This window comes from Moorena sp. SIO3B2 (genome assembly GCF_010692525.1).
In the GTDB taxonomy this organism is placed as follows: Bacteria; Cyanobacteriota; Cyanobacteriia; order Cyanobacteriales; family Coleofasciculaceae; genus Moorena; species Moorena producens.
This window is the reverse complement of record NZ_JAAHHE010000080.1, coordinates 1-25,317: the sequence shown is the minus strand read 5'-3', so window position 1 is coordinate 25,317 and position 25,317 is coordinate 1. Positions and strand designations below refer to the sequence as shown.

At 42.8% G+C, this 25,317-nt stretch carries 20 protein-coding genes and 3 pseudogenes; 10 read left to right on the top strand and 13 right to left on the bottom strand.

All coding sequences use genetic code 11. The annotated features are described in order from the left end of the window. Positions 1-935: 935 nt before the first annotated feature. The 9 genes and pseudogenes from ltrA (at position 936) to F6K38_RS18265 (ending at position 7,632) form a co-directional block, all read left to right on the top strand. A complete protein-coding gene (gene ltrA / locus F6K38_RS18305; protein WP_353737197.1) occupies positions 936-2,621 on the top strand; it encodes a group II intron reverse transcriptase/maturase in 1,686 nt (561 codons plus the stop codon). Between the two features lie 290 nt (positions 2,622-2,911). After that, the gene (locus F6K38_RS18300) at positions 2,912-3,064 is read left to right on the top strand and encodes a hypothetical protein (protein ID WP_287357107.1); all 153 of its coding nucleotides are present in this window, start codon (positions 2,912-2,914) and stop codon (positions 3,062-3,064) included. Then, positions 3,034-3,213, top strand: coding sequence for a DUF433 domain-containing protein (locus tag F6K38_RS18295; protein ID WP_287357105.1), 180 nt, complete (start codon positions 3,034-3,036; stop codon positions 3,211-3,213). The genes F6K38_RS18300 and F6K38_RS18295 overlap by 31 nt, the downstream gene beginning before the upstream one ends. Before the next feature lie 187 nt (positions 3,214-3,400). Further along, a pseudogene (locus tag F6K38_RS44265) lies at positions 3,401-3,815 on the top strand (XisH family protein). Next, the gene (locus F6K38_RS18285) at positions 3,803-4,147 is read left to right on the top strand and encodes a XisI protein (protein ID WP_287266739.1); all 345 of its coding nucleotides are present in this window, start codon (positions 3,803-3,805) and stop codon (positions 4,145-4,147) included. The pseudogene F6K38_RS44265 and the gene F6K38_RS18285 overlap by 13 nt, the downstream one beginning before the upstream one ends. A gap of 92 nt (positions 4,148-4,239) precedes the next feature. Then, on the top strand, positions 4,240-4,446 hold the full coding sequence (locus F6K38_RS18280; RefSeq protein WP_287266737.1) for a hypothetical protein: 207 nt from the start codon (positions 4,240-4,242) through the stop codon (positions 4,444-4,446). Positions 4,447-4,747: 301 nt separating this feature from the next. After that, a complete protein-coding gene (locus tag F6K38_RS18275) occupies positions 4,748-6,223 on the top strand; it encodes a mechanosensitive ion channel domain-containing protein (RefSeq protein ID WP_287357103.1) in 1,476 nt (491 codons plus the stop codon). Between the two features lie 14 nt (positions 6,224-6,237). Further along, entirely contained in the window at positions 6,238-7,248 is a 1,011-nt protein-coding gene (locus F6K38_RS18270) for a hypothetical protein (RefSeq protein ID WP_287357102.1), read from the top strand. Between the two features lie 177 nt (positions 7,249-7,425). Next, positions 7,426-7,632, top strand: a complete 207-nt coding sequence (locus F6K38_RS18265) for a hypothetical protein (RefSeq protein WP_008187567.1) — start codon at positions 7,426-7,428, stop codon at positions 7,630-7,632. 69 nt (positions 7,633-7,701) lie between these two features. Here the strand turns inward: F6K38_RS18265 and F6K38_RS18260 are convergent, their stop codons facing one another. From F6K38_RS18260 to F6K38_RS18200, 13 genes and pseudogenes are all read right to left on the bottom strand, one after another. Then, on the bottom strand, positions 7,702-9,219 hold the full coding sequence (locus F6K38_RS18260; protein ID WP_008187565.1) for a response regulator: 1,518 nt from the start codon (positions 9,217-9,219) through the stop codon (positions 7,702-7,704). A 146-nt stretch (positions 9,220-9,365) separates the two neighbouring features. Further along, the gene (locus tag F6K38_RS18255) at positions 9,366-10,838 is read right to left on the bottom strand and encodes a transposase (protein ID WP_287357100.1); all 1,473 of its coding nucleotides are present in this window, start codon (positions 10,836-10,838) and stop codon (positions 9,366-9,368) included. A 28-nt stretch (positions 10,839-10,866) separates the two neighbouring features. Further along, a complete protein-coding gene (locus F6K38_RS18250; RefSeq protein WP_008187560.1) occupies positions 10,867-11,463 on the bottom strand; it encodes an IS607 family transposase in 597 nt (198 codons plus the stop codon). A 273-nt stretch (positions 11,464-11,736) separates the two neighbouring features. Continuing rightward, the gene (locus F6K38_RS18245; RefSeq protein ID WP_008187558.1) at positions 11,737-12,747 is read right to left on the bottom strand and encodes a chemotaxis response regulator protein-glutamate methylesterase; all 1,011 of its coding nucleotides are present in this window, start codon (positions 12,745-12,747) and stop codon (positions 11,737-11,739) included. A 24-nt stretch (positions 12,748-12,771) separates the two neighbouring features. Then, positions 12,772-12,894 carry a hypothetical protein gene (locus F6K38_RS18240; RefSeq protein ID WP_267872070.1) on the bottom strand — a complete coding sequence of 41 codons (123 nt, stop codon included), beginning with the start codon at positions 12,892-12,894 and terminating at the stop codon, positions 12,772-12,774. 109 nt (positions 12,895-13,003) lie between these two features. Beyond that, positions 13,004-15,574: a response regulator gene (locus tag F6K38_RS18235; protein WP_287357098.1), complete on the bottom strand. Its 2,571-nt coding sequence runs from the start codon at positions 15,572-15,574 to the stop codon at positions 13,004-13,006. A 74-nt stretch (positions 15,575-15,648) separates the two neighbouring features. Further along, positions 15,649-15,789, bottom strand: coding sequence for a hypothetical protein (locus F6K38_RS18230; RefSeq protein WP_008187554.1), 141 nt, complete (start codon positions 15,787-15,789; stop codon positions 15,649-15,651). Positions 15,790-15,851: 62 nt separating this feature from the next. Continuing rightward, on the bottom strand, positions 15,852-16,604 hold the full coding sequence (locus F6K38_RS18225) for a chemotaxis protein CheW (protein WP_008187552.1): 753 nt from the start codon (positions 16,602-16,604) through the stop codon (positions 15,852-15,854). Positions 16,605-17,077: 473 nt separating this feature from the next. Then, positions 17,078-18,694: a methyl-accepting chemotaxis protein gene (locus F6K38_RS18220; protein WP_287357096.1), complete on the bottom strand. Its 1,617-nt coding sequence runs from the start codon at positions 18,692-18,694 to the stop codon at positions 17,078-17,080. Positions 18,695-18,941: 247 nt separating this feature from the next. Continuing rightward, positions 18,942-20,615, bottom strand: a complete 1,674-nt coding sequence (locus F6K38_RS18215; RefSeq protein ID WP_287313738.1) for a methyl-accepting chemotaxis protein — start codon at positions 20,613-20,615, stop codon at positions 18,942-18,944. Between the two features lie 26 nt (positions 20,616-20,641). Beyond that, complete coding sequence (locus tag F6K38_RS18210; protein WP_287313740.1) at positions 20,642-21,985, bottom strand: CheR family methyltransferase; 1,344 nt, start codon at positions 21,983-21,985, stop codon at positions 20,642-20,644. A gap of 246 nt (positions 21,986-22,231) precedes the next feature. Next, a pseudogene (iscB, locus tag F6K38_RS18205) lies at positions 22,232-23,501 on the bottom strand (RNA-guided endonuclease IscB). A gap of 195 nt (positions 23,502-23,696) precedes the next feature. Continuing rightward, the gene (locus F6K38_RS18200; protein ID WP_044494127.1) at positions 23,697-24,170 is read right to left on the bottom strand and encodes a chemotaxis protein CheW; all 474 of its coding nucleotides are present in this window, start codon (positions 24,168-24,170) and stop codon (positions 23,697-23,699) included. Positions 24,171-25,006: 836 nt separating this feature from the next. Between F6K38_RS18200 and F6K38_RS18195 the strand changes: the two are divergent. Then, positions 25,007-25,317, top strand: a pseudogene (locus F6K38_RS18195) (hypothetical protein); the annotation flags it as partial.

The following is a 25,317-nucleotide window of genomic DNA, read 5'->3' as shown; positions in this document are numbered from 1 at the left end:
GTAGGGTGGGCAAATGGACATGATTGATGAGTGCGATTCGTTGGTTAGAAACCTTACCTTACAAAGGATTGGGGAAATAACCGCTAGGACAGATAACTGAACCTAGACAACTTGATAACCATGGAGGTGAAAAACCTCCCCTCGTGAAATCCGAGTGACAGCCCTACCCTGATTCATAGGAAATAACACACCTATGGATTGATGCAAGGGTCGAACAGTGAAGCACCCTTAACCTGACCGGTGTTAGTAACAGGCAGAGAACTCATGGGTACGAGAGAAAGGTACGTCTGAATCATCGTCACATGTACGTAGTGCGATCGCTCTTGTAGGGTGGGCAAATGGACATGATTGGTGAGTGCGATTCGTTGGTTAGAAACCTTACCTTACAAAGGATTGGGGAAATAACCGCTAGGACAGATAACTGAACCTAGACAACTTGATAACCATGGAGGTGAAAAACCTCCCCTCGTGAAATCCGAGTGACAGCCCTACCCTGATTCATAGGAAATAACACACCTATGGATTGATGCAAGGGTCGAACAGTGAAGCACCCTTAACCTGACCGGTGTTAGTAACAGGCAGAGAACTCATGGGTACGAGAGAAAGGTACGTCTGAATCATCGTCACATGTACGTAGCGAAATAAGGTTTGACACGCTACAGACAAAAGTCAATGGAATAAGGTTCAAATGGTTTCATCATTATTTGAAGATTTCCCGAAAATTCCCGGTGAAAAGTACCACCCTAAAAGTTCACAGAATGGTTATCAGGAACGAATTAACCCTCATATGTACTCTCGATAAGGTCGATTATCGAGTAGGTAGTTAGCCGCAAGTCATATGGGGGCGAGATTGAGTCAGAAGCCAACGCCTAGAGTAATGTCTAGGATATGCTGACGGACTCACGTTACAGGAAAAGGTATGGTTGTAAGTAGTAATGAACAAGTCTAAAACTCGGGGGTTCGCCCCACGGTCGGAATGGAACCAGGTCAACTGGCGAAAGCTAGAAAAGACCCTGTTTAAGTTACAAAAACGAATATACCGAGCCTCTGTTCGTGGTGATGTCCGCGTGGTAAGAAAACTGCAAAAGACTCTGATGAAATCCTGGTCAGCCAAAATGATTGCGGTCAGACGGGTAACCCAACAGAATAAAGGAAAAAAGACTGCCGGAATAGACGGGGTTAAATCTCTGACCCAGAAACAACGCCTCGCCTTAGTAGCCAACCTGAAAATCTCAAAGAAGGCTAAACCAACCAGAAGGGTATGGATACCTAAACCCGGACGGAAGGAAAAACGCCCTCTGGGTATTCCCACAATGTATGACCGCGCATTACAAGCACTTGTCAAACAGGCATTAGAACCTGAATGGGAAGCCAAATTTGAACCCAATTCATATGGGTTCAGACCAGGACGCTCATGTCACGATGCCATTGAAGCAATATTTGACAATACAAAGAGATTAACCAAATGGGTGCTCGACGCAGATATTGCCAAATGCTTCGACAAAATTAATCATGATGCGCTCTTAACAAAAATAAATACCTACCCGTCATTAAGGCGATTAATCAAAACCTGGTTAAAAGCCGGAGTAATAGACGAGGGAACATTCTTACCTACAGACGAGGGTACTCCTCAGGGTGGAGTAATCTCACCACTCTTAGCGAATATAGCCCTCCACGGAATGGAAAAGGCATTATGGGATTACGCCAACTCCGTAAAAGGGAGAAAAACCCACTTCAAAAGGGGTTTAAACCTAGTAAGATATGCGGACGATTTTGTAATCTTCCACCCAGACCTGAAAGTGGTAGAAGAATGTTTTGAGTTTATCAATATATGGTTAAAGGATATAGGCTTAGAGCTAAAACCAAGTAAAACGAAAATCGTTCATACATTTGATGGATTCGACTTCCTAGGGTTTAACATCCGTCACTACAATGTAGGAATACATCACTCGAAGAAAGGTTTTAAAGTCATCATAAAACCATCAGATGAGGCGGTTCTAAAGCATTATGAGCGACTCTCAAAAGTCATAGACAGACATAGAGCCGCTCCACAGGAGGCACTAATAGACCACCTAAAGCCAATTATAAGAGGATGGTGTAACTACTACAGAGGAGTTTGTAGTGCAGACACGTACAACAAAATTGGCAACTTGTTATGGAATAAGCTACGAAGATGGGGATATAGAAGACATCCAAATAAATCCAAAACTTGGGTGAACAGAAAATATTGGGGAACTGTCGGCTCAGACAAATGGACTTTCAAAAAGGATGAGGATAAATATCTCGTCAAGCATGCCAAAACAAAAATAATTAGGCATGTAAAAGTCCAAGACATCAGAAGTCCCTATGATGGAGACCTAATATACTGGAGCACCAGAATGAGAGAGCATCCTGAGATGACCACTCGGAAGGGAAGGCTTTTAGAACGGCAAGAAGGGAAATGCGCTCATTGTGGTCTCACTTTTAGAGATGGAGATTACATGGAAACACATCACATATTACCACGCGCTCTAGGTGGAAGTAATAAGGACGAAAATCTGGAACTACTACACCTACATTGTCACGACAAAAAACACGGAACAAAAATCCACTCTTCAGAGTTAGATGAAAACCCGTTTTAAAAGAGGTGCCATTGACAGGGTACCTGTGATGAGGAGCCGTATGATGCGAAAGTATCACGTACGGTTTTGGAGACGAGTCAGTGAGGTGACTCACTGGCTTAGTTTAATTCAATTGGTTAATGGTTGATGATTTGCCCACCCTACGCCTGGTAACAGGGAACAGGGAACAGGGAACAGGGAGCAGGGAACAGGGAGCAGGGAGCAGGGAGCAGGGAAGAGGAGAAACAATGTGTACCTGATAGTTATGTAATCCGCCGTAAGAGGAATTATATCAGTAGTAGGGTGGGCAAATGGACAGGTTTGGTGATGAAATTGCCAAGCTATCAGAATTTGGCCACCCGAGCCTAGGTCATGCGATCGCACTATATTTTAAAATAAGGGAAAAACCCCCCATATCTATGGTCGAAACCCCTTGGCAACTCTTACCGACATTGGCAAACTGATCACAACTGATTCCAATAGTAATCGTCCAGTCATTGCAGGAACTCGAACCTCTGTGCGCCGAATTGCTGGCCTATATAATCAAGGTAACAACGCCGAAGAAATAGCCAGTGCGATCGCTTTTAGCGGAAGCTTAGCTTCCGGAGCGTAGCGTGGCCGTAGGCCAATCGCTGATAAAGTAGGGTGGGCAAATGAACATGAATCCTGATGAAATTGCCAAGCTATCAGAATTTGCCGACCCTACCCTACGGAATGCTCGCTTTACCCCCTACTTCATTCGTTATCCTCCGCCAACACTTTAAATACCACAGGTCCTGTGATGCAAGGAAGCAAGAGTAATGGCAAAAGACTTATTTCATGATGTTGTCAAAAATGCCTTAATTAAAGATGGTTGGCAAATTACCGATGATCCGTTTTTTTTGAAAGTAGGCGGAGTAGAATTTTTTATTGATCTGGGTGCCGAAAAGCTAATAGCGGCAGAAAGAAATGGTCAGCGGAAGGCAGTGGTAAATCAAAAGTTTTATTAATCCCTCCTCAATTACAGACTTCCACCTTGCCATTGGTCAATTCATTAACTATCGAGTAGCGTTAAAGGTAAAAGATCCAGAACGACAATTATTTATGGCGGTTCCCGATACGACCTACCGAAGGTTTTTTCAGAAGGAATTTCCTCAAATGGTTATTCAAGATTACCAACTGAAACTATTAAGTTATGACATTGATAATGAGGTAATTGTATCATGGAAAACCTAGAAAAGCTTCAAAATTATCGCAGTATAATCAAGCAACTACTGAATCAATATGCCAGTTACAAACCCTCTCATGGTGACATGGAAATTCATAACATTTTTGATACGGAAAACGACCATTATCAAGTAATGGCCATCGGCTGGGACAAGAAAGAAAGAGTTTATGGCTGTTCAGTTCATTTACAGATTAAAAATAGCAAGATCTGGATTCAGAATAACAATACTGAATGGGATATTGGTCAAGATCTGGTTAATATGAACGTTCCCAAAAATGATATTGTTATTGGGTTTCAGCCACCTTCTATGCGCCAATACTCAGGCTATGGCACAAAGTAAGCATTCAGTAGCGTGGCCGTAGGCCAATCGCTGATCTTGTTTGGTGGGCAAATGGTCTTGGGTTCGAGATGAAATTGCCTTCGGTTTAGTATTTGCCCACCCTACCCGCTCCGAATGCGATCGCACTTCCGTTTAGTTGTTTGGTGGGCAAATGGTCTTGGGTTAGAGATGAAATTGCCTTCCGTTTTAGTATTTGCCCACCCTACCCGCTCCGAATGCGATCGCACTTCCGTTTAGAATTTGCCCACCAAACACCACAATCAGTGGATTTTGATAAAATAGTGCGATCGCTCTTGTAGTTGGGTGGGCATTGGTCGATGATAACTGATCAATTGGTCAAACCTTGTACATTTGCCCACCAAACCCCAAGGCGAGCAGTAGGGTGGGCATTGGTCGATGATAACTGATCAATTGGTCAAACCTTGTACATTTGCCCACCAAACCCCAAGCATCTGAAGGCGAGCAGCCATTCCCCATTACCCATTACCCATTACCTATTACCTATTACCTATTACCTATTACCTATTACCTATCTCCAAAGTAAAAAACCTACCCCTGTGAGCCCCACACTCTTCCCCTGTTCCCTTTTAAAAACTTCTGATGACTTGGATTATTACACCGCTACAGAAAATCTGGAATGCCATCTCTAAGGTATTTACCGCCAAGCTATTTGAATTTGGTGACCAAGCCTTTTCTCTGAGTTTCTTAGGCAAATTCCTGTTTTTATGTATCATCGCTATTATTATATCCCGTACCATCAAGACTCTGATTAAACATTGGTTACTGAGCCGTTTCAGGATGGATCGGGGTACTCGCGAAGCCCTCGCTTCTATTATCGGTTACATTCTAACCATCTTAGGGTTTTTAATTGTTCTGCAAACCTCGGGGATTAACCTAAGTTCCTTAGCGATCTTTGCTGGTGCTCTCGGTATTGGCTTTGGAATTGGACTACAAGATCTAGCAAGCAATTTTATCAGTGGTCTGACTATCCTGCTGGATCAACCGATTAAAGTGGGAGACTATATAGAAATAGATAATCTGTCAGGAACTGTGGAAAAAATATCGATTCGCTCTACAGTAGTACGAACCATCCACAACGTTTGTGTGATTATTCCGAATAACAGTTTTGTCCAAAATAATGTCATAAACTGGAGCTACCAAGACCCGACGAGTCGTCTCCAAATTCCCATGAACTTTCCCGATGAATTGGATTCCCTTGTCGTCACAGAGCTGCTGTTAGCGGCTGCCCGCCAAGAACCCCGCGTTTTATCCTCTCCCTCTCCCCAGGTTTGGTTCAAGGGCTATGGAGAGGAAGGAATGGATTTTGAGCTTTTGGTTTGGATCGATCAACCAGCAGAGATCGAAGCAATTAAAAGCGCTTTGTATTATCTGATTGATACGGAATTGCGATCGCGCCAAATCGAACCCGGCCGCCCTGAGCTAAGCTTGCGTATGCACAATCCAGAAACCTTAGTGTCCCTGTTTCGACAATTACAAACCCCCGGGGTGACTAATGGCTCCTCCTCAATCCACAACCAATCAGCTCCAGACAAACCCAAACCCAAGTCTGAATCCCCTTATACCTGGAAGCTGGCGGATCTATTGCGGCAAGTAAGTTATTTTAAAAACTGTAGCGATATGGAACTGCGACATATCATTGAGGAGGGCTATCGGAAAACTCTCCCAGCTGACCAAACCATCTGTCGGGAAAACGATCCAGGGGACTCATTTTATATTATCCTATCTGGAACAGTGGAAGTGTTCGTGGAATCCATTGGAAAACGAGTCGCTACCCGTAAGTCTGGGGAGTTTATCGGGGAGATGTCTCTGCTGATGGGTACTCCCCGTACTGCTACTCTTCGTACCCTAGAAGAGACAATGCTGTTTGTGGTGGATCGAGACAATTTACAAAGTCTATTGGCTAAGCACGAAGCATTAGCTGACCGAATTTCTGAAGAATTATCCAAACGTCAAGAGACATTGGAACGCTTAGGAATAACCGTCAGTTCCACAGAGCAAGACGAAACTCCTTTCGCCGCAGTTCGCAAACGTATTAAATCAATTTTTGGTATTTAAAACCGATAGTTATCATGAATCAACGTAATCAGGATAATCAGTATCTATCACACCCCTCAATTGATGAGTCAGATCAGCTTCCTAGCTCCTTTGTGGAAGCAGTCACTAGGGTGAAAACCTTTGCTCTGTTGGAAATGGAAAAAGAAACGGAGCGAAAACAGCTTTACTATCATACTTGTGACCATGTTAATGGAGTTCAGCGTAGAGCTGATCGGATTTTCCAAGCCATCAGACCCGATTGGGAAGCCGGTCTGGACAATGATATAGCACCAGACTATCTGAGCAGAATCAAACAGTTAATCGATCTGTGCGCCATTGCTCACGATATGGTGCAAGAGTTTCTCCCTCAAATCCAACCCCATACGTCTAGACGGCGAGAAAGTGGTGTGAGCGAAGCTGCTACAATTACTAAGCTTTTGGATTACATCAAAAATCAGAATGAATGGATAAGTAAGCAAACTCCTAACCATCTGACCTTGTTTACCAATTCAGATTTACAAATCATTACAGAAGCCATTAACGCTACCATTTGTTGCTATGATACTTCAGACAATACAATTTACCAGCCTGACCTCTACTCTTCTGATAAAAACCTATCTCTGGTAGCTCGGATTATTGCTTTGGCTGATTTAGGCACTTTGGGAATGGAAGGGATTGAAGCATTTAACGAGGAAGGCAGTCTGCTATTTCTAGAAGAAAATCCTGATATTATCCCCATAATTTTGAATCAAGATATTCCTGATTCCGAAGCTATCGATAAACAAACTATTTATGAAAATCTTAGACAACGGCTGCTGAAAAGGACTCGCTTTCAAGTCAATTTTGCTAAGGGACGAATGGCTAGATTGGCTCGTGAACTTAAAGGGTTTACCGCCGAAGCAATTGCAGTTTTAACCCATGATGTTTTTAAGTATTTGAATCCAGCCATAATTAAAGCTATTGAATTCTCAACTCCTACCGCTAATGACACCAATTTTGAGGAATTGATTGAGTTTTTCCAGCTCGATAAGTATCTGAAAAATTAGGTGATATCAGCTTAAAATCAAGAGCAAAAATGCAATCAATGATAGTGTTGCCGAATCACCTAAAAACTCCTAAAATCGATTAAACATGATGGGAGCAGGTCAAATTTCCCGAACAAATGAACTACTTGACAAAACAACAAAAATCCTGTTAGGGAGCCGGTCTTAGTTGCCGAACAGATGAACTATGTACCATTAGAGCAAGCAATTACCCATGAGGGGGCTATAGATAATGTACAAATATTAGGCATAAGTGACATGCTCCCCCTATTACCCATTACCTATTACCCATTACCTATTACCCATCACCCATTACCCATTACCCATTACCCATTACCCATTACCTATTACCTATTACCTATTACCTATTACCTATCTCCAAACTAAAAAACCTACCCTTGTCAGCTACTCCCTACTCCCTACTCCCTACTCCCTACTCCCATTAATCCAGATAGCTTACTTCTTGGTAAACCGCCAAACTCCATCCCAATCCTGTGGCACCCCTTGGGCCATCAACTGATTAATTCGCTCCATATATAAGGCAGCGGTCTTATCCAAAGGATTCACCATTAACACGTGATTAAAATATTCTAAAGCCTTGTCAAATCCTTGAGTGCGATAACACTCTAAACCTTGTTCAAATTCCAGTTGCGTTTTTAACTTCAATTCCCTAACTGCCTCCGTCTCACCATCCAGCACTTCATAGATGGCAAGGGGTTCATTTCTACCTTTAACAATTGCTCGATCTAGAAACCGAATTTGATAGTGATTTGGATTGCTCAATTTCTCTAAGGTTTGCTGGGAAATTAAGAAAGAAACCCCATAGAACTTGGTCAAGCCTTCCAAACGAGCGGTCAAGTTAACATTATCAGAAAAAGCATCCCCCTGCATTCGGAATGTCTCTCCAACCATCCCCACCATCATGTGACCATAGTGGATACCAATCCCTACTTGAATCGGTAAATAACCGTTGGCTTCACGCTTTTGATTGTATTGGTGGACTTTTTTGAGCTTGGCAATTCCAGCACAGACAGCATTATCAGCGCCATCAGGGAAAATTGCCATCATGCCATCCCCAAGAAATTTGACAATAAAGCCATCGTGATTGCGAATTTCAGGACTAACACGCTTAAGATAGGCATTGACGAAGTCAAAGTTTTCCTTTGGTGTCATACTCTCAGAAATGGTAGTAAAGGAGCGAATATCACTGAACATCACCGCCATTTCTTTACTAACGTGGTCGCCTAATTGGACATGAATCACATTGTCTTTGTGCAGAAAATTCAGATATTCAAATGGGAAAAACCGAGCAAAGGAATTTTTTAGGGTTTCCAGAGTTTCATTGGCTTGAGTCAATTCTTGCTCACGGGCTTTTACCGTTTGAACCATTTGCCGGAAAACCCGTGCTAGTCGTCCTAACTCGTCGCTCCGAGCAGCTACTTCCTCCAGATTTTCAGGCTCAAAGGTATCATTTTCCACAGCGGCGGCTGCTACTGTTACCTTTTCTACCTGTTTTATATACTTTGACTGGCGCAGATTTTCAGCTTTAAGCTGCTCTTCAGCTTCGGTTCGTTTCAGGAAGTTAAGATAGGCTTTGGAATGGTAACGAATCCGAGCAATTAGTTCTACCCGATCTGGCAGTTTTACTAAGTAATCATTTGCTCCAAATCCAAAGGCTTTGGCTTTAATTACTGGTTCTTCTTTACTTGAGAGTACAATCAGGGGAATAGGTCTAGTCGGCGAATCCTTAGAGCGCAGAAAACGCACTAACAACAAGCCATCCATCTCCGGCATGACCAAGTCTTGTAGAATGACCGTTGGTTGGTACTCCTTAGCTACTTTTAAGGTTTGAGTTGGATCCTGACAATAGCGGAAGATAATATCCTTTTCCGGAGCCAACATGCGGCGGATGGCTTCGCCGATCATGGGCTGATCATCGATAAGTAGGACTTTAATCGGCTCTTGGGTCACCATTTTATTTGTAATGTCCTTGTCCAGCTTTGGGATACTCTTAAACCGGGATTATTAGGACAAGTCCCTACAAATCGGTTAAGGTAAATTTTATTGTTGCCCAAGTGAGGAGTGGTCAAGCAGCAATCGGAGTTAAGCCTCCCACTCATCTATTTGGGCGCTCCTGAAATCCCGTTCAGGAGTTCCTTAAAAGCCCGAGTCTTACTATGCTTAGAGTCAAGCCATCCAAGCTCAACTGCATCAGCAAGACTCAGTCCCATACCTTTTAAGAAACGCGCGGTACGGCGCAACAATACTGCCTGAACCTCGGCTCTAGAAGAGTACCGAGAAATTTCGAAGTCTATACCCCGATCCAAGATGTTCTTAGCAGCATTGCAGTCAGCCGGCAACACGACCCCATTAAATATGGGTTCGCTGTCCCCACTCCTTTTCCCTAATAGGGTTCCAGTTATGGAGTCAACTGGCGACCTGTAGCTCGGCTGGACTTCTGTTACAAAGGAGCCAGTCCAATCAGCCCATTTTTGTAAAGAGTCTCGCATTTGACCTTTCATCCAGCTATTAAGCTTGCGAGACATGGCCTTGGACTGGCGCTTATTTTTAATTGGTTGTGTTAAATCTTCTGCAAAAACCTTTAATGCCTTTCCTCCAAATAAAGACTTAGAGGCTTGACCAATAACTGATAATATTTCAGTTTGGTCTTTTCTATAACGGCGGTTCTCTGTTTTCCTAGAAAGGTTGTTTTTTAAAATCCTAGCTGACTTAGCCGGGTCTATCTTTTCTAGTTTCCTGTGAATTGCCCAAAGTTTTCCTCTGTTCCGATTCTTAGCGCATATCCGATCTGACTTCTTGGACGCTAACTTACCCAACCCTTTGCCATGAGCTTTCCCTTCTGAATCAAAGAAAGCTTCTGTGTATCCCTTATCTACGCCAACAGAGCGGCGGTCAACTGGGATACACACTTTCCCATGGTCAACTAGGAAGTGAACTTCAAAGCGCTGCACTAATTGGTTGTATATCAGTCTGATTTGCCCTTTTATTTTTCGGTTAGACCTAACTAATATCCTGTTTCTTTTTCCTCTCCTGAGTCCAGCTATTTCTAATTGGTAGGTGTTTCGCGATATACGCTTACACTTATAGCCTCCTTGCTGATAAACTATCTGATTTTTGACCCAAGAATGTCCTCGCTGAAACTCAATCCTTACAAGCCTGTGGAGTAGTGGACTATCTAAAAGAGCTAAGGTCTTCAGCTGCGTGGCATACTCTTTTCTTGTCTTTTGGTTATCTTTTCCAGGAAACTTTTTGTAAATTTTTTTGATTACTGCATCAGCACAAGCTGCCTGTTGAGCCCTAACAGCTTTCGCTACATCACTAACAGTCCATTCCATTAGTTTTGAAGGTAATCCCAGAGACTCAGGAGTTCTGAAAGTTCTAACTTCTGGGTAAGCTTTTTTCCAGTCTAAGCCCCAGTGCTTTATGCTGCCTAGTTTGTGGTAAGACTCAGACCTGACGATTCCTAGCTTTTTCATCGTAGACAACAGCTCAATCTCAACCGACTTTGCCATCCCGACAACCGGGACGACTTGAGTTGAGATCTTTTTGTTGATACCTACTTTTGCTGTCATTGCTTGATCTTTGCTATTTGTGTCTATCTTATAGCTTTTTGTCTGTATTGTCCAGTTTGGTGACAGTAGATTTAATTTCTTTTTCATAGCGACGAAGAAAGTAAAGCTTAGAACTAAAGCAGTGCATTATCGACATAAAATCATCCATCAACTCTTGCTGGGGGGTCTTGTAAGTGTTATTGAGCACCACTATTTGACAGTTATGTAAATGGCAAAACCACTCGACAAAATCGAACCCAAATCTGCACAGTCTGTCTTTGTGAGCCACGACAATAGTTTTGATTTCAGAGTTCGCTACTTTTTCCATTAGCCCAATAAATTTCCGGCGTTTGAAGTTCAATCCGGATCCATATTCTGAATAGCATCGGCAATTTGGGTAGTTCCTGCCCAAATACTCAATCTGGGAATTTAGATCCTCCGATTGAGACTTGGTTGAAACCCTGGCATAAAGGACTACAGGGCGAGTGTCAACGCAAACTATTAGTCGATCTATGGAACTAGCTAGATAGCGGCGGTGACCTCCAGGAGACCTAATGCATTGGATTTTTCCTGCATCTGCCCATCTAGCTAGGGTTTTGGGATTATAACCATATCGTTTTTGAGCTTCGGTTGGAGTAAGATACATATTTGTCCGTATTGTACCGTTACATCCTAATATATCCCGATCTGATTGGGCTTGGTTAAGCGGCTATCAATCAGATCAGGTACAGCATCGATAAATAACTTGGGGTTAGCTAATTTGTTTAGCAGTTTATCAAATTTTGTTCAATACTCTGGGCAAACTGGGAAAACTATGTCATGCCAATTGTGATTAATAGTCAGTTATTGTTAAGAATTATTATAAGAGATCAATGTTGTGCAATAAAAATGATATTGGAATTGAGCTATAGGAATTTACCTAAGGCTTAAAAGCGAATCCTTTGATTAGGGCAGGTGCGATCGCGTCTAGGGGCAAAATTTCCACCGCCGCCTTCAACTCTGCTGCTGCTTTCGGCATCCCATAAACCACGCAACTGCTTTTATCTTGGGCAATAGTATGCCAACCTTTAGAGCGCAACAGTTTTAGCCCTTCAGCTCCATCTCTACCCATGCCAGTTAACAACACAGCCGTGCCCTTGCGCTTCCAGTACTCGGCTAAACTTTTGAAAAAAACATCCACGGAGGGGCGGTAGGGATAATTACTGGGTTTGCTGGTGTAGGTTAACCTCAAATTCGATGTTAAACACAGGTGGTCTTTGGTTCCAGCAATCAATACTTTCCCTACTTCTGGACGGCTACGGTCAGACGCTAGCTGGACTACCAAGGGTGTCTGATTATTCAACCACTGCACTAATCCTGAAGCAAACTGCAGATCCACATGCTGGACAATCACAATTGCTGCACTGAAACTTGCTGGTATGCTGGAGAGAATCGTTGCTAGAGCCTTTGGTCCTCCAGTCGAAGCACCAATTGCGATTAACGGCGGAAGATGGAGTTGGGAATTTCGGGCTGGGGATTTTGAATTTGGGGTGGATTTTCCGATCAGTTTACCAATGGTAGCAATTTTAGTAAGTAGTTCCTGGGCAGCATCTGGGTTACCGCGAGTGCCCAAAACTGGCAGACTGACAGCATCTAAGGCTCCATATCCAAGGGCTTCAAATACTTTCGATGAATTCTGCTGGATGCTAGCGGTTACCACTAAAATCGCACAGGGACAATGTTTCATGATCTGGCGAGTTGCCTCAACCCCATCTATTACTGGCATGGTCAAATTCATCAAAATTAAGTCTGGGAGGTCTTTGGTACATTTGGCAATAGCTTCGGCACCATCACTAGCCACCCAAGCTACTTGATAGTCTTGAACCCCCATCAAGACACGCCGCAGGGTTTCTACTGCCATCATTGAATCATTAACAATTGCTATTTTCATGTCATAAAAATGCTGATTACTTTTTTATAAGGGAGTCGGGAGTCGGGAGTCGGGAGTCGGGAGTCGGGAGTCGGGAGTCGGGAGTAAGCCTAAGAAAATTGAATGTACCTCATAAGTATGATCAACGCTATAGTCTATTTTATTCATTTGTTTTTTCCCACTTATTAATCAAACCTTATTAATTAATAAGCTTGGATTCCAAGTTGACTATTTACAATTAACAAGCAAGCCATCCAAACTAACCAATTAATAATCCCTACTCCCCAATTAAATCAATCACGGCATTTAACAAAGAATCATCATGGAAACTACTCTTGGTTAGATAATAATCTGCGCCAGCTTCCAAACCTTGAATACGGTCTTGTTCCCGGTCTTTATAGGAAATAATAATCACAGGGATTGATTTTAATTTATCATGGCTTTTAATATGGCTGACTAGCTCAATGCCGTTCATGCGGGGCATATCAATATCACTAATAACTAAATCATAAGGGTTGGTACGAACAGCGTTCCAACCATCCATGCCATTAACAGCTATTTCCACCTCATAACCTTGGTTTTCCAGTAACTTACGTTCCATTTGCCGCACGGTAATGGAATCATCAACTACTAGAATTCGTTTCCGCTGTTGGATATCAGTATCATCAGTATCAGCACTGACTTGGTTCAACTGGCGGCTATTGAGTAGATTATCAATGGAGCGCACTAAATCTGACACATCCACAATTAGAATCGGCGAACCGTCTCCCATCAAAGCAGCAGCATTGATATCCTGAACTTTGCCCAGCCTCGGATCTAATGGTCGAACCACCAAATCCCGTTCACCTAAAAATTTATCAACTACTAATCCAAAACGATTCGATTGGTCACTGATGATCACGACTGGTAGGGTTTCAGATTTGATATAAGAGTCATCTAACTCCAAGACTTGGTGGGCAGCTACCAGTCCAATGTTTTCATCATTAAGGGTAAAATATTGCCGGTTTTCTACTACAGAAATTTCTTTTTTATCTACCATGAAAATTTGGTCAATTCGTGCTAGCGGAAACGCATAAGGTTCACCATATATATCCACTAATAGGGTACGAATAACTGATAGAGTCAGAGGCAATTGGAAGTGGAAACTCGTTCCTTGTCCTAGCTTAGAGGTAGCTCGCAGGGTGCCACCTACCTCTTGTGCCATACTCTTGGCAATATCTAAACCAACCCCACGACCAGAAATTTCGGTTACCTGCTTAGCAGTAGAAAATCCCGGCAAAAATAGAAACTCCATCAGCTCATGTTCAGCTAGCTGGCTTGCCATCTCTGGGGTGATCATTTTTTTGCGGACAATTTTTTCCCGCAATTTCTCTGGATCTATGCCTTTGCCATCGTCAGCAACAGTAATCGATAACATCCCACCACGATGAACAGCTTCCAGTCGCACTGTGCCTTGGGCTGGTTTCCCCATTGCTACACGCTCTTGGGGAGGTTCAATACCATGGTCTACAGAGTTACGCAAAATATGAGTCAGTGGTGCTTCTAGTTTCTGTAAAATATCTCGATCTACTGCCGTAGATTTGCCAGTAATGTCTAATTTAACTTGTTTATTCAGCTTTCTGGCTATATCCCTAATCATCCGAGGAAAACTCTGTACCCCATCAGCAAAAGGACGCATATGAGACGCAATCACTTCTCGGTAAAGACGATCCGAAAGATTAGCAGTGCGACGAGCATACAGTTCCAGTTCACTCATGCGATCGCCTAAAATTTCTCGACATTCCTGTTCCTTTTGTCGAGCGACTTTCAGATATTCCTCCCCCACTTGATTGACCTGGGATATTGCTAAAGCATCCTGTAATTTTTCCAGGATCTTCGATAATTCCATTTGATGTTTCTTGAGGGTCATCAAAGAATCAGCAAACGGTTGTAGCCAATTCGCCTCCACTAGGGATTCACCAGCTAAACCCATTAAGCTATTTAAGTTTTCAGCACTGACTCGCACAACTCTCTCTTTAGCTTCCGGCTTTTTGGCACTATCCAAAGCCATCGATGGTTGCTCAGTTAAATCATTTTTTGGGGTAGATGAGGATTGATTGTCTTTGGCAGCCACTGGGGTTTGAGGCTTGTGGCTAACAGTCTGCTCCAAGGGTTGACTTTCAATCTCTATCGTGGTCTTGTCAGACTCCTGACTAGGTACTTGAGGGGGAGAATCGGTTTGAGCCTGGTGAGTTACTACCTGATCAATATTTTGTTGATCTAGATGGTGCTGATCAACAGTTTGCTGATGAGTCTCTATGGCTGTATTCGTAGTATCGAGAGTGGAAACTTCGGAAGGATCATCTATAGCGCTTAGTTTTTCCGACTTCTGTGGCCCGGAGGTACTAGGGGCAGGAGATGGAGATGGCTGTTGTGGGGAGGAGGGTGCAGATTCTGGTGCGAGAATTTTAGCGATCGCAATACTCTGACCTTCAATGGCTTGCCCATGTTCAGACAACCATTGGTCTAAATTCACTTCATCAACTTGGCTGATTTGTTGGAGGAAATCGACACCTTGCAGCAAGACATCAATGTGATCTGCCTTGAGGGTAATGGTTTTATTCATAGCTGCCACAAAGCAATCCTCCATAGTATGAGCGATGTTAACGGCAGCATCAATTTGGACAATCCGGGCAGCACCTTTAATGGAATGGGCTGCACGCATTAGGGATTCCAGTTCTTGGCTGGAGGAAGGATTACTTTCCAGAGCCAATAAATTGTCATTTAATATCGTTGCTTGGCTTTCCACCTCCATGCGGAATAAATCCAACATGGAGAAATTGCTCATATCTTGTCCGCTGTCTGTCATAGGATTTTAGAGTTTAGAGTTTGGATTTATGATATTTTTTAAGCATTCAGCGGTCAGCGGTCAGCGGTCAGCCGTCAGTTTATTTTATTCAAAAGCTGTTCGCACCTCAAGTAGCGTGGCCATAGACCCAAAGCTGATAGCTGATAGCTGATAGCTGATAGCTGATAGCTGATAGCTGATAGCTCATAGCTGATAGCTGATAGCTGATAGCTCATAGCTGATAGCTGACGCCTGAATACCTACATAGATAGCACTTGACCCCCATCACCCCATTGGATTACATAATCTTCCGATTGAGGGTGTAAAACAATAACTCATCGTCCAAGTAATTCACCTTTTTATCCTGCCAGATAATTATCCATTTTGTATAAGTATCTGTAGCTTTAGAAATAACCGCTGGTGCATCGAGTAATTCATTAGTATGAAACCGTTGAACACTAAAAATTTCATCAACGGGAAAGACCCATCGGTTGCTCTCAATTTCCACAACCACCATCCGTTGATACATGACAGGACTCACATTCGTTTTGGATTTTCGAGTTAGGGGCTGTTGGATTTTGGATTGCTCGGAACCTGAGTTAGCAGGATTATCTTCCAAACCCAGGAGATTGCTGAGGGAAACGCACATTAGGATTTCCCCACGAATATTCACGATTCCCAGTAATATCTCGTTGCTGCGGTGGGGGATGGTGTGGATAACACAAGGCTGGGTTACTTCTTTGAATAACTTTGCCGACAATGCCAACCATTCTACTCCTAGCCGAAAGATAATTACGGATATGGTTTCCCCTAGTTGTGTCAGAGCACTTTCACCTTGTGGGACAGATTGGGAAACCAGTAAGTTAGTCCATTCATTAATGTAACCTGGAGGCGGTTCACGTTCAAGCAAGCCGCGCCCTGCTAAAGAATAAACCGGACAGTTGCGGCAATGAATGAAGGTTTTTAGTTCTGGGCAGGAGCGATCGCCTGTCACTCCGATTTGGTTCCAACAATCGTTAAAACTTGGTTTATTACTTGTATAAATTGACATTATGTTTTTTTTTAGTATAGTTTATAAACAAAAATTATTATGCTAGTTTAAGCATCGAAAATTAATAATTAAAAAATTGGATATTATCTAAATATAATTGAGTAATTTCCTTAGTTAATGAACAGTTGATCAACGCTATATTTACGATAGTCTTCTAGGAAGATACAGTATTTCCAATACTATCCCTCCAATTCCAATTTCATCCTTCATTCTTGATTGGCTAGGTAATGTCAACCTCTTGGTGCGAATTCCCTAGCGCTCCCACGAAAGCGCGGGGTCGCACCGCTATTGACCGTTAGTTTAGGATATTGAGGTAGAAAATCACGGGATAGTTATCGTTGAAGGTTTTGAGTTTGACATAGTAAGTTCGGCAGAGCCAGTTTTCCGTGATTAAAAAGCTGAAGGCACCTCAAGTAGCGTGGCCATTCGCGTAGCGTGGCCTTTTGGCCAAGGCCAAGGCTGACGGCTTACTTCTAAACTTGGAACGCCGAAACTTCTGTTTGTAATCCTTGGGCAGTATTATCCAATCGTTCCAAAGCATGATTAGTATCTCTTAGAGAATCAGCCGTTTGTTGTGATGCTTCGCTTAATTGCACCATCGCCTCGCTGATTTGTTGAGCACTTTTCGATTGGTCTTCCACACTTTGATTCACCATCTCAAACCGGGGAGTTAGGCTCTGCACTTGCTCAATCACTTTAGCAATTTGTTCACTAATCTTGCCGACATTTTCGACACTAGTACTGACATCTTTGCTAAATTTATCCATTTCCATCACCCCAGTTGACACCGCCGCTTGCATCTCTTTTACCATGGTCTCAATTTCTAGGGTAGCTACTGCCGTTTGGTCAGCTAGCCGCCGAATTTCCCGAGCCACAACCGCAAAACCCGCCCCATACTCTCCCGCTTTCTCCGCTTCAATGGCAGCGTTGAGGGATAGTAAATTAGTCTGATCGGCCACTTTAGTAATAGTGGTGACAACGCTACTGATATTATTGGCTTTTTCATTCATCACCCCCAGTTTCGCAGAAATAGAACTAGTAGCATTGGCTAAGTGACGCATGGTACTTTCCATACGCATCAGGTCTTGTTGACCATAGCTAGCAGCATCAGCAGTAATTTGAGACAGCTGAGCGACTTGCTCCATAGTTTTCACTAATTCCCCAGAGGTATTGGCAATTTCTTGAGCTGTGGTTGTCACCTCGTTGGTGGAGGCTAATTGTTCGGTCATGGTTGCTTCTAATTGCTTACCAGAGGCAGCAATTTGGGTAGTGGAGCTAGTCATTTGGATACCAGACTGTTGCACCTTATAGATTAATGAATTGAGGTTTTCAGTCATGGTCTGCAAGGCACCAAGTACTTGTCCAATCTCATCTTGATCTTTAGAGACTTCAATTGCCTGGGTTAAATCCCCAGCAGAGAGCCTTTCTGTTGCTCCTAGCAATCTAGTTATCTTGCTTCGTAGGGGCAAAGTAACCCATATACCCATAAGGATAGTCAGTATTATCGATAATGTAGTGCCAACCAAAACCACATTCATTAGCCAGCGCTGTTGTTCCTGGAATTGTCTGACCCCTTCCCTCATGAGAGCTTCTGCCCGTTGGATCATCTGCACCCTGTTATTATCAACATTTTCAGCATTAATTGACTTAACTAAAGCAGTAGCTTCGGTAATCTTGCCTGAATCTACAAGTCGGAAAACCTGTTGAGATAGTTGATGTATTTTCTCCCCTTCTGCAATGTAATTATCCAAAAGTTGTCGTTGTATAGTGTCTTGAGTTTGCTCCTTGAGCGCTGAACTATATTGACGAAAATTTTGATAGCCTTCTTGATAGGATTGCTTATAACTTACCTCTGCAGGAGAAATAACATAGGCTCGGACACTCCGCACCATTTTCGTAAGCCCATGAGCGATCAGGTTGACTTCTATTGGACAGCCTCTCTGTCCTAGGGTTGAAGAAGTCGTCGCAATTTGAGATTCAAATTCAAAGGTTCTCATAGCGCTTGAATAGAAAATTGACCCTAATCCAATCAGACAAATAATGGGTATTGAAGCTCCTAAGAAAATTCTGTGATTAATTTTTGTAAACATCTCGGGATAGTCTGGAATTTATACTGGTTGACTTAAGACTGGTAAAACCTAAATTAGTTTAGTCCCTTTCTGGAAATCATAGGGATTATATCATGTTCGGTTCATTGCCCATAATAAAAATTATTTCAAGTCCGGTTAATCACTTCACAATTATTTCAAAATAAACTATTTTAAATAACATTAGAGTTACTATGACACATAAAATATGCTTGCAGTGTCTCGCTTACAACCCTACTACTCGGCTTTTCTAAACTTGGAACACCGAAACTTCTGTTTGTAATCCTTGGGCAGTATCATCCAATCGTTCCAAAGCATGATTAGTATCTCTTAGAGAGTCAGCCGTTTGTTGTGATGCTTCGCTTAATTGAACCATCGCCTCGCTGATTTGTTGAGCACTTTTCGATTGGTCTTCCACACTTTGATTCACCATCTCAAACCGGGGAATCAGGCTCTGCACTTGCTCAATCACTTTAGCAATTTGTTCACTAATCTTGCCGACATTTTCGACACTAGTACTGACATCTTTGCTAAATTTATCCATTTCCATCACCCCAGTTGACACAGCAGATTGCATCTCTTTTACCATGGTCTCAATTTCTAAGGTAGCTACTGCCGTTTGGTCTGCCAGCCGCCGAATTTCCCGAGCCACAACCGCAAATCCAGCCCCATACTCTCCCGCTTTCTCCGCTTCAATGGCAGCGTTGAGGGATAGTAAATTAGTCTGATCGGCTACTTTAGTAATAGTGGTGACAACGCTACTGATATTATTGGCTTTTTCATTCATCACCCCCAGTTTGGTAGAAATAGAACTAGTAGCATTGGCTAAGTGACGCATGGTATTTTCCATACGCATCAGGTCTTGTTGACCATGGCTAGCGCTATCAGCAGTAATTTGAGACAGCTGAGCGACTTGCTCCATAGTTTTCACTAATTGCCCAGAGGTATTGGCAATTTCTTGAGCTGTGGTTGTCACCTCGTTGGTGGAGGCTAATTGTTCGGTCATGGTTGCTTCTAATTGCTTACCAGAGGCAGCAATTTGGGTAGTGGAGCTAGTCATTTGGATCCCAGACTGTTGCACCTTATAGATCAATGAATTGAGGTTTTCAGTCATCTTTTTCAGAGATGCCAGTAATTGTCCAATCTCATCCGTTGAGGTAATTTCCACCTTGGTACTCAGATTACCAGCGGAAACCTCTTCTGCTAGATCTACTGCTTTGTTTAAGGAATTAACAATATCGCGGGTGACAAAAATTCCAAAACCTAGAGTAGCCCCAATGATTAAAATGAAAGCAATCAGTACGATTTTGATTGTACGTTGTTGGTCTTCTTTAGCAATATTCGCATAGTTTTGAGATAATGTAATGGCTTGCCGCAAGAGACTCCTCATTTCTGCTTTAAGTTCTTCTCGGGACTCTTGCATCCGTTCTGCCGCCAATTCAGCTTGTTCAGGTTGATTGCTAACAATTAACCTAAACGCTTGCTGAGATTGATCACCATAACGATCATGCATTGTGTTATATGAATCTAATTCAGATTTCAAATCTGACCAGCCTTCTTTTTGCTCTTTACTTAACGCTTTTTGGATTTCACGTTTGACGATGTTATCAACTTTTATAAGAGCGTCATGCACTAATCCATCCCGTCGGTTGAACTCCGCTCTCGCTTGAGTAAAAATGTTTCTGGCACTGGCGCTTTCTGTATATCGGTAATTAAATCGAAACGCCCGTTCAAAATTAACCCCCTGAGCAAGTTGACTTTCTTGCATTTCCGTCATGTGCTGGATTAGGGGGAGATCCTCTTCAGCTATCTTACCGATTTCATTCGCTAACTTTGACAGTCCTATCCAGCTAATTCCCCCCCCTAAAAGTATGGTCAAACCAGAGAAGATTAGTAGACCTAGTAGTTTAGTTGCAATTTTCATTTAATTCCAGATAGCCCCCGTTGCTATTAACTCTTCAGGTTTTGTAGTCGTTTAATTCGCTGTCGGATTACTGTAGCTTTAGCCAGCTCCCCACGATTTTCTTGAAGTAAAGCCAGATGAAAGAGTGCTTCGTAGGAATTCGGTTTCAGGTAAACCGCTTTCTGGAAGCATTGCTCAGCCTGCTCGTCATTGCCCAAGCCCTGATGGACTTCTCCGAGTAATACATAAGCCTCAGCACTAGTCAAATTTTGACTTAGGTAAGTTTGGCACAGTGTAGCCGCTTGCTCCAAACTTCCTTGATTGGCTAATCTCCTGGCTTTTTCAAGCAAGGATTCTTGTCCCTTTTCAAGCTCCCTTTGTAAACAGGACTGTTTGATTGCTTTAGACTGTCGATTAACCAGGGCAGAAGGGGAAGATGATGTTGTTTGGTCTTCCTGGTTTTGCCCCTTGTGCTTTTCCTGTATTGGATACAGAGAATGGATCAGCGTCACTGGGGACTTATGAGTCGGGAGTGACGATGAGGTTTCCCAATTTCTCCTGCGCCCCTGTTGAGAGTCCCTGGTCTGGCCTTCTCCAAGATGTTTCACCTTCTGATAGGCAAAAGCAAAGGGATAGCGAACGGACACAAATCGATTGGTAGTTATTACTCCTGTTTCAGCAGACCCCACAAACAGCAAACCTTTAGGCATTAATAAGCGATCTAAGAGTTCTATAGCACGGAAGCGGGCAGATTTATCTAAATAAATCAATAAATTGCGGCAGAATATAATGTCATAGTTGCTCTGAGGCTTGCCCAAGGGCTCTAGGATGTTACCATGCTTGAAATTAACCGTATTCCGCACCAACTGACATAATTCATAACCATCTGCTGTTTGCTTAAAATAGCGTTTTCGTTGCTGTAGCTGGTTGCCCCGAAAGGAATTCCTGCTGTAGAGAGCACGTCGAGCTTTGCGCAATGCTTCCTTGTTGATATCAATGGCATCGACCCGAAACTGATTAGGAGTCAAACCCGCATCCAGCAAGGTCATAGCAATGGAGTAAGGTTCTTCTCCAGTAGAACAGGGTATACTTAACACCCGCAGGATGGGGTGGTTGGGTTTGGGCAACCACTCAGATATGACGTAACGACTCAGAAACGCAAAGGGTTTTCTGTCCCGGAAAAACCAAGTCTCTAGGACAACGACCGTTTCAATCAGTGCTTCGAGTTCTTGAGGTGAGGTTTGCAGTTGCTGCAGATACGTTTGCTGATCCGGTAAGCCACAAGCCAATCTTCTGGTTTCTATCGCTCTAGCAATCTGTCTAGACCCAATAGTACTGCCATCCAAACCGATTTTCTTTCTCAGCAAAGCCTCGATAGTCGCCTGAATCATTACTATTAGTTCTTAGTTGTTAGTTAGTTGGTAGTTTTTGATTTTCTGCTCCAGTCATGCCTAGGACTATTATTTCCTGGTAAAATCCGGCATGTACTAGCAAAACCTGTAAGGGAGTAGCCAAAAAATAAAATACCAGATTTTAGCTTGTAGGGTGGGCAAAAACATTTTGGTTCAAATGAGTCTTATAGATAAGATAACTTTGCCCACCCTACTTTAATTGGTATTTTTTTTACATGCAAGTCCCTAAGTGTATCCATCTTTTCGGTGTATTGCTGATATATCTTGAGATTTGCAACTTTTGTAGCCCTTGGTTCCTAGCGGGGTGAATCCAAAGCTTCCTTTGCTTCTAGGGGTAACTTTGCCTATTCCTAGTTTTTTATGCTTGGCTATGTCCCCAGTAACAAGCGCCTTTGATTGGTTTCAATGGGTTGTGTCTGATGGGGTAACCGTATTTGTTAAGTGCTGCTTTCTGTCTTCCTCCGGGTCCCTTGCAAGTGACTAACAGGGGTTGAGAGGTTCTCAAGACCAAGGTCTCAATATCCCCAACACAAGCGGCATCAATCCAGTGCTGCTTAGGCAGTCCTAGTTTCGTCCGGTTGTATTTGGTTTGCGCTCCCGTTCCTGTGACCACAAGCTTGATTGATCGAAGTACCTTCACTAACTTGTTGCGAGTCGTATTCACCGCTGCTGCATCCGGTAATGGTTGCTTGGCTTTAGTTTTGATTTTCTGAAGTAAATTTGGTTTCTTTTTCAGAAAATCTTCTATAGATTTATTACCTTTCCGTTGATTACATTTTTCACAGGCTAAGCAGAGATTACTTACTCGTTCGCGTAGCGTCGGCTTTGCCGAATTACTTCCCCCTTTAGATTTTGGGTGAATATGTTCAATTTGTAACGGGATGGACTGCTTGCCACAATAGGTGCATTCTCTTCCCCATTTCTCTAGCAAGTACTCTCTAACTTCATAGCCAGCTAGCTCTCCTTGCTGGTACTGAATGCCATTAATTTCAGGGTTTGGCATTTTTTGAGTGTCAAACTTAACTCTTTCGACCCAAATCTCATTGACCGGGCAAAATTTTATCAATCGTTTTACCCAAGTCTGAATAGTCAAAATCCTGTGTTCTAAACTAGGTGGGAGCCAGCCGTCTTTTCGTCTACGGTTAAGGAATCTTGGTTTTCTGTAACGGGTGTGACGATTACGTCTTCCGCGCCTTACAGCCTTTCTAGACTCTAGTTTTTTCTTGATCAATTCTCCTCTGTGCTCTAATTCCATTCCCCAGATCACCTGATTGTTTTGGACTAAGGCAAATCCAGTTGTCTTGCTACCAGGATCAATTTTAATGTGACATGGTAATACCACTGGATTATAGATCGCAGTTTTTAATATGATCGTGAAGGGATACATCCTAAAAACCGCCGCCTTACCTTTGTCTAGTAACCGACGAGCCTTCTTTGGGGAAATCGGGTTTAGTGGTCGTTTGTTTGTGTCAATAACAAGTACGTAATTTTGCATTGTTAAATGCCTCAAAACTGGTAATGTTTTCCTTGACAAGGTTGTAATGGCTTGTTGGGCTAACTACACATTTGCCTTTGTTTTAATAGTTAGCGATAGAGCCGGGAGCTGGAGGTCACTCCCGGGTATCATGACCAAAACAACGTAGGAACAAATCGCACCTTAGTCTGCATCCTAGCTGACAGTTCCCGGAGATTACCGGGAATTGCCTAGGCTTTGGCTAGGAGGTAATAAGTATATCTGTTGGGACTCCGATAACAAATACTCTAGCCGGATTCGTTGGATCATGCCTTTTTCATCCATAATCATTTCTCCTAAATAAGGAGCGTCATTCATTTGAACTCCGGCATCGACCAACTCAGTATCTGGTTTCTTTAAGGTTTCTGTGATTCGTTCTGACATCAAACCGAAGCAGTAATGAGTATTATTCTTAGCAACGTAATTGACCATTATAATCCGCGTGCTTAAGTGGGAGCGGCTGGGAGTACCTTGAATTAAATGGCACAGATCGATGACTGGCACAATTGCACCTCGGTAGTTAAACAAACCAGCCACATAGTCAGGAGCTTGGTGTATTTTTCGGAGGCTGACTCTGGGAATTACCTCCACGACCTGAGAACTATCCAGGGCATAAAGGTCATTTCCTACATAAAAAATCAACATTAACATCGGTTAATTGGTGGGAATTTATATAACGATCTTGCTAAGAGTATTGTTTTTAAGTGATAGGGGATAGTCTTTTCTTCTTTATTTAACATCATTGAGCCTCTAAATTTCTGAGTGCTCAAACCCCTAATTAGCTTTTCTGAACTAGATTATGAAGTAAATGTGAAATAATGGTCAAAATGTGAAAATAATCGGCTATTTATGAAAAAAATATGAAAAAAATGTGAACTAAATGTGAACTAAACCAGCCTAATACTTCCCCATCTACCTTAGTATCGCTCCTAGGTAGAGTGTCTCTACTTGTGTCCAAAATATGATCTAGGCGCAAAGAAAGCATTTGTACTGGGATATGTCCCTCAAATTAGCGAGTTTTTCTACCCATGCTTCCGTTGGACTTGGAGCAAGCAGATTGACCCTAGCCTTCTACACGCAATTACCCTCAGAATTCAAGACCTTCACTCTTAGTTCACGCTTCTAGGGGCTATAACTATTGCGTTGCAATGGTTTCAGGAGTTCGCCATCGTTTGCCCCCTCTTACCTGAAATCCATATCTGTCAAGGGATTTGAGCACTTAAGATTTACTTTATAAATTAGCTCTTACTCACATCTTGCACCATTCTCAATCAGCTTGGTTCATGTAGGGTGGGCAGTGCACCAGACAGATAATGAAGCTTGCAAAGCGCGTTGGTAGGCACTGCCCACCCTAAGATTAATCACTTTATAAATTAGCTCTTAAGTGCTTTAATTATATTAAACTTAACAGCTGATAGCTGATAGCTGATAGCTGATAGCTGATAGCTGATAGCTGACAATTTGATTGACTAATAAATAACTGAATTATGAAGTTGGTTTTTGAATGGCTGAGCAAAGTCTGGAACATCGTCTTAAAGGTGTTTACCACCAAGCTGTTTCAGCTGGGCACCCAAGAGTTGTCTCTGATTATGATAGTCCAACTCATAGTGATGGCTATCGTTACCTTATATATATCTCGTAAACTTCAGGACGTGATTAAGCGTCGGGTGCTAACTCGCTTCGGGTTAGATCGTGGGACTCGCGAAGCATTGTCCTCCCTGATCGGCTATGTTCTAACTGTCTTAGGATTTTTGATTGTTCTGCAAACGGCTGGGATTAACCTCAGTTCCCTGACTGT

Excerpts from the sequence above, each read along its gene's own strand:
- F6K38_RS18200 (WP_044494127.1), bottom strand. The coding sequence starts at position 24,170 with ATGTTAATGTTGATTTTTTATGTAGGAAATGACCTTTATGCCCTGGAT.
- F6K38_RS18300 (WP_287357107.1), top strand. The coding sequence starts at position 2,912 with ATGGACAGGTTTGGTGATGAAATTGCCAAGCTATCAGAATTTGGCCAC.
- F6K38_RS18210 (WP_287313740.1), bottom strand. The coding sequence starts at position 21,985 with ATGATTCAGGCGACTATCGAGGCTTTGCTGAGAAAGAAAATCGGTTTG.
- F6K38_RS18260 (WP_008187565.1), bottom strand. The coding sequence starts at position 9,219 with ATGGTGACCCAAGAGCCGATTAAAGTCCTACTTATCGATGATCAGCCC.
- ltrA (WP_353737197.1), top strand. The coding sequence starts at position 936 with ATGAACAAGTCTAAAACTCGGGGGTTCGCCCCACGGTCGGAATGGAAC.
- F6K38_RS18225 (WP_008187552.1), bottom strand. The coding sequence starts at position 16,604 with ATGTCAATTTATACAAGTAATAAACCAAGTTTTAACGATTGTTGGAAC.
- F6K38_RS18270 (WP_287357102.1), top strand. The coding sequence starts at position 6,238 with ATGAATCAACGTAATCAGGATAATCAGTATCTATCACACCCCTCAATT.
- F6K38_RS18255 (WP_287357100.1), bottom strand. The coding sequence starts at position 10,838 with ATGACAGCAAAAGTAGGTATCAACAAAAAGATCTCAACTCAAGTCGTC.
- F6K38_RS18275 (WP_287357103.1), top strand. The coding sequence starts at position 4,748 with ATGACTTGGATTATTACACCGCTACAGAAAATCTGGAATGCCATCTCT.
- F6K38_RS18250 (WP_008187560.1), bottom strand. The coding sequence starts at position 11,463 with ATGTATCTTACTCCAACCGAAGCTCAAAAACGATATGGTTATAATCCC.
- F6K38_RS18235 (WP_287357098.1), bottom strand. The coding sequence starts at position 15,574 with ATGACAGACAGCGGACAAGATATGAGCAATTTCTCCATGTTGGATTTA.
- F6K38_RS18240 (WP_267872070.1), bottom strand. The coding sequence starts at position 12,894 with ATGAATAAAATAGACTATAGCGTTGATCATACTTATGAGGTACATTCA.
- F6K38_RS18245 (WP_008187558.1), bottom strand. The coding sequence starts at position 12,747 with ATGAAAATAGCAATTGTTAATGATTCAATGATGGCAGTAGAAACCCTG.
- F6K38_RS18215 (WP_287313738.1), bottom strand. The coding sequence starts at position 20,615 with ATGAAAATTGCAACTAAACTACTAGGTCTACTAATCTTCTCTGGTTTG.
- F6K38_RS18285 (WP_287266739.1), top strand. The coding sequence starts at position 3,803 with ATGGAAAACCTAGAAAAGCTTCAAAATTATCGCAGTATAATCAAGCAA.
- F6K38_RS18230 (WP_008187554.1), bottom strand. The coding sequence starts at position 15,789 with ATGAGCTATCAGCTATCAGCTATCAGCTATGAGCTATCAGCTATCAGC.
- F6K38_RS18220 (WP_287357096.1), bottom strand. The coding sequence starts at position 18,694 with ATGTTTACAAAAATTAATCACAGAATTTTCTTAGGAGCTTCAATACCC.
- F6K38_RS18265 (WP_008187567.1), top strand. The coding sequence starts at position 7,426 with ATGAACTATGTACCATTAGAGCAAGCAATTACCCATGAGGGGGCTATA.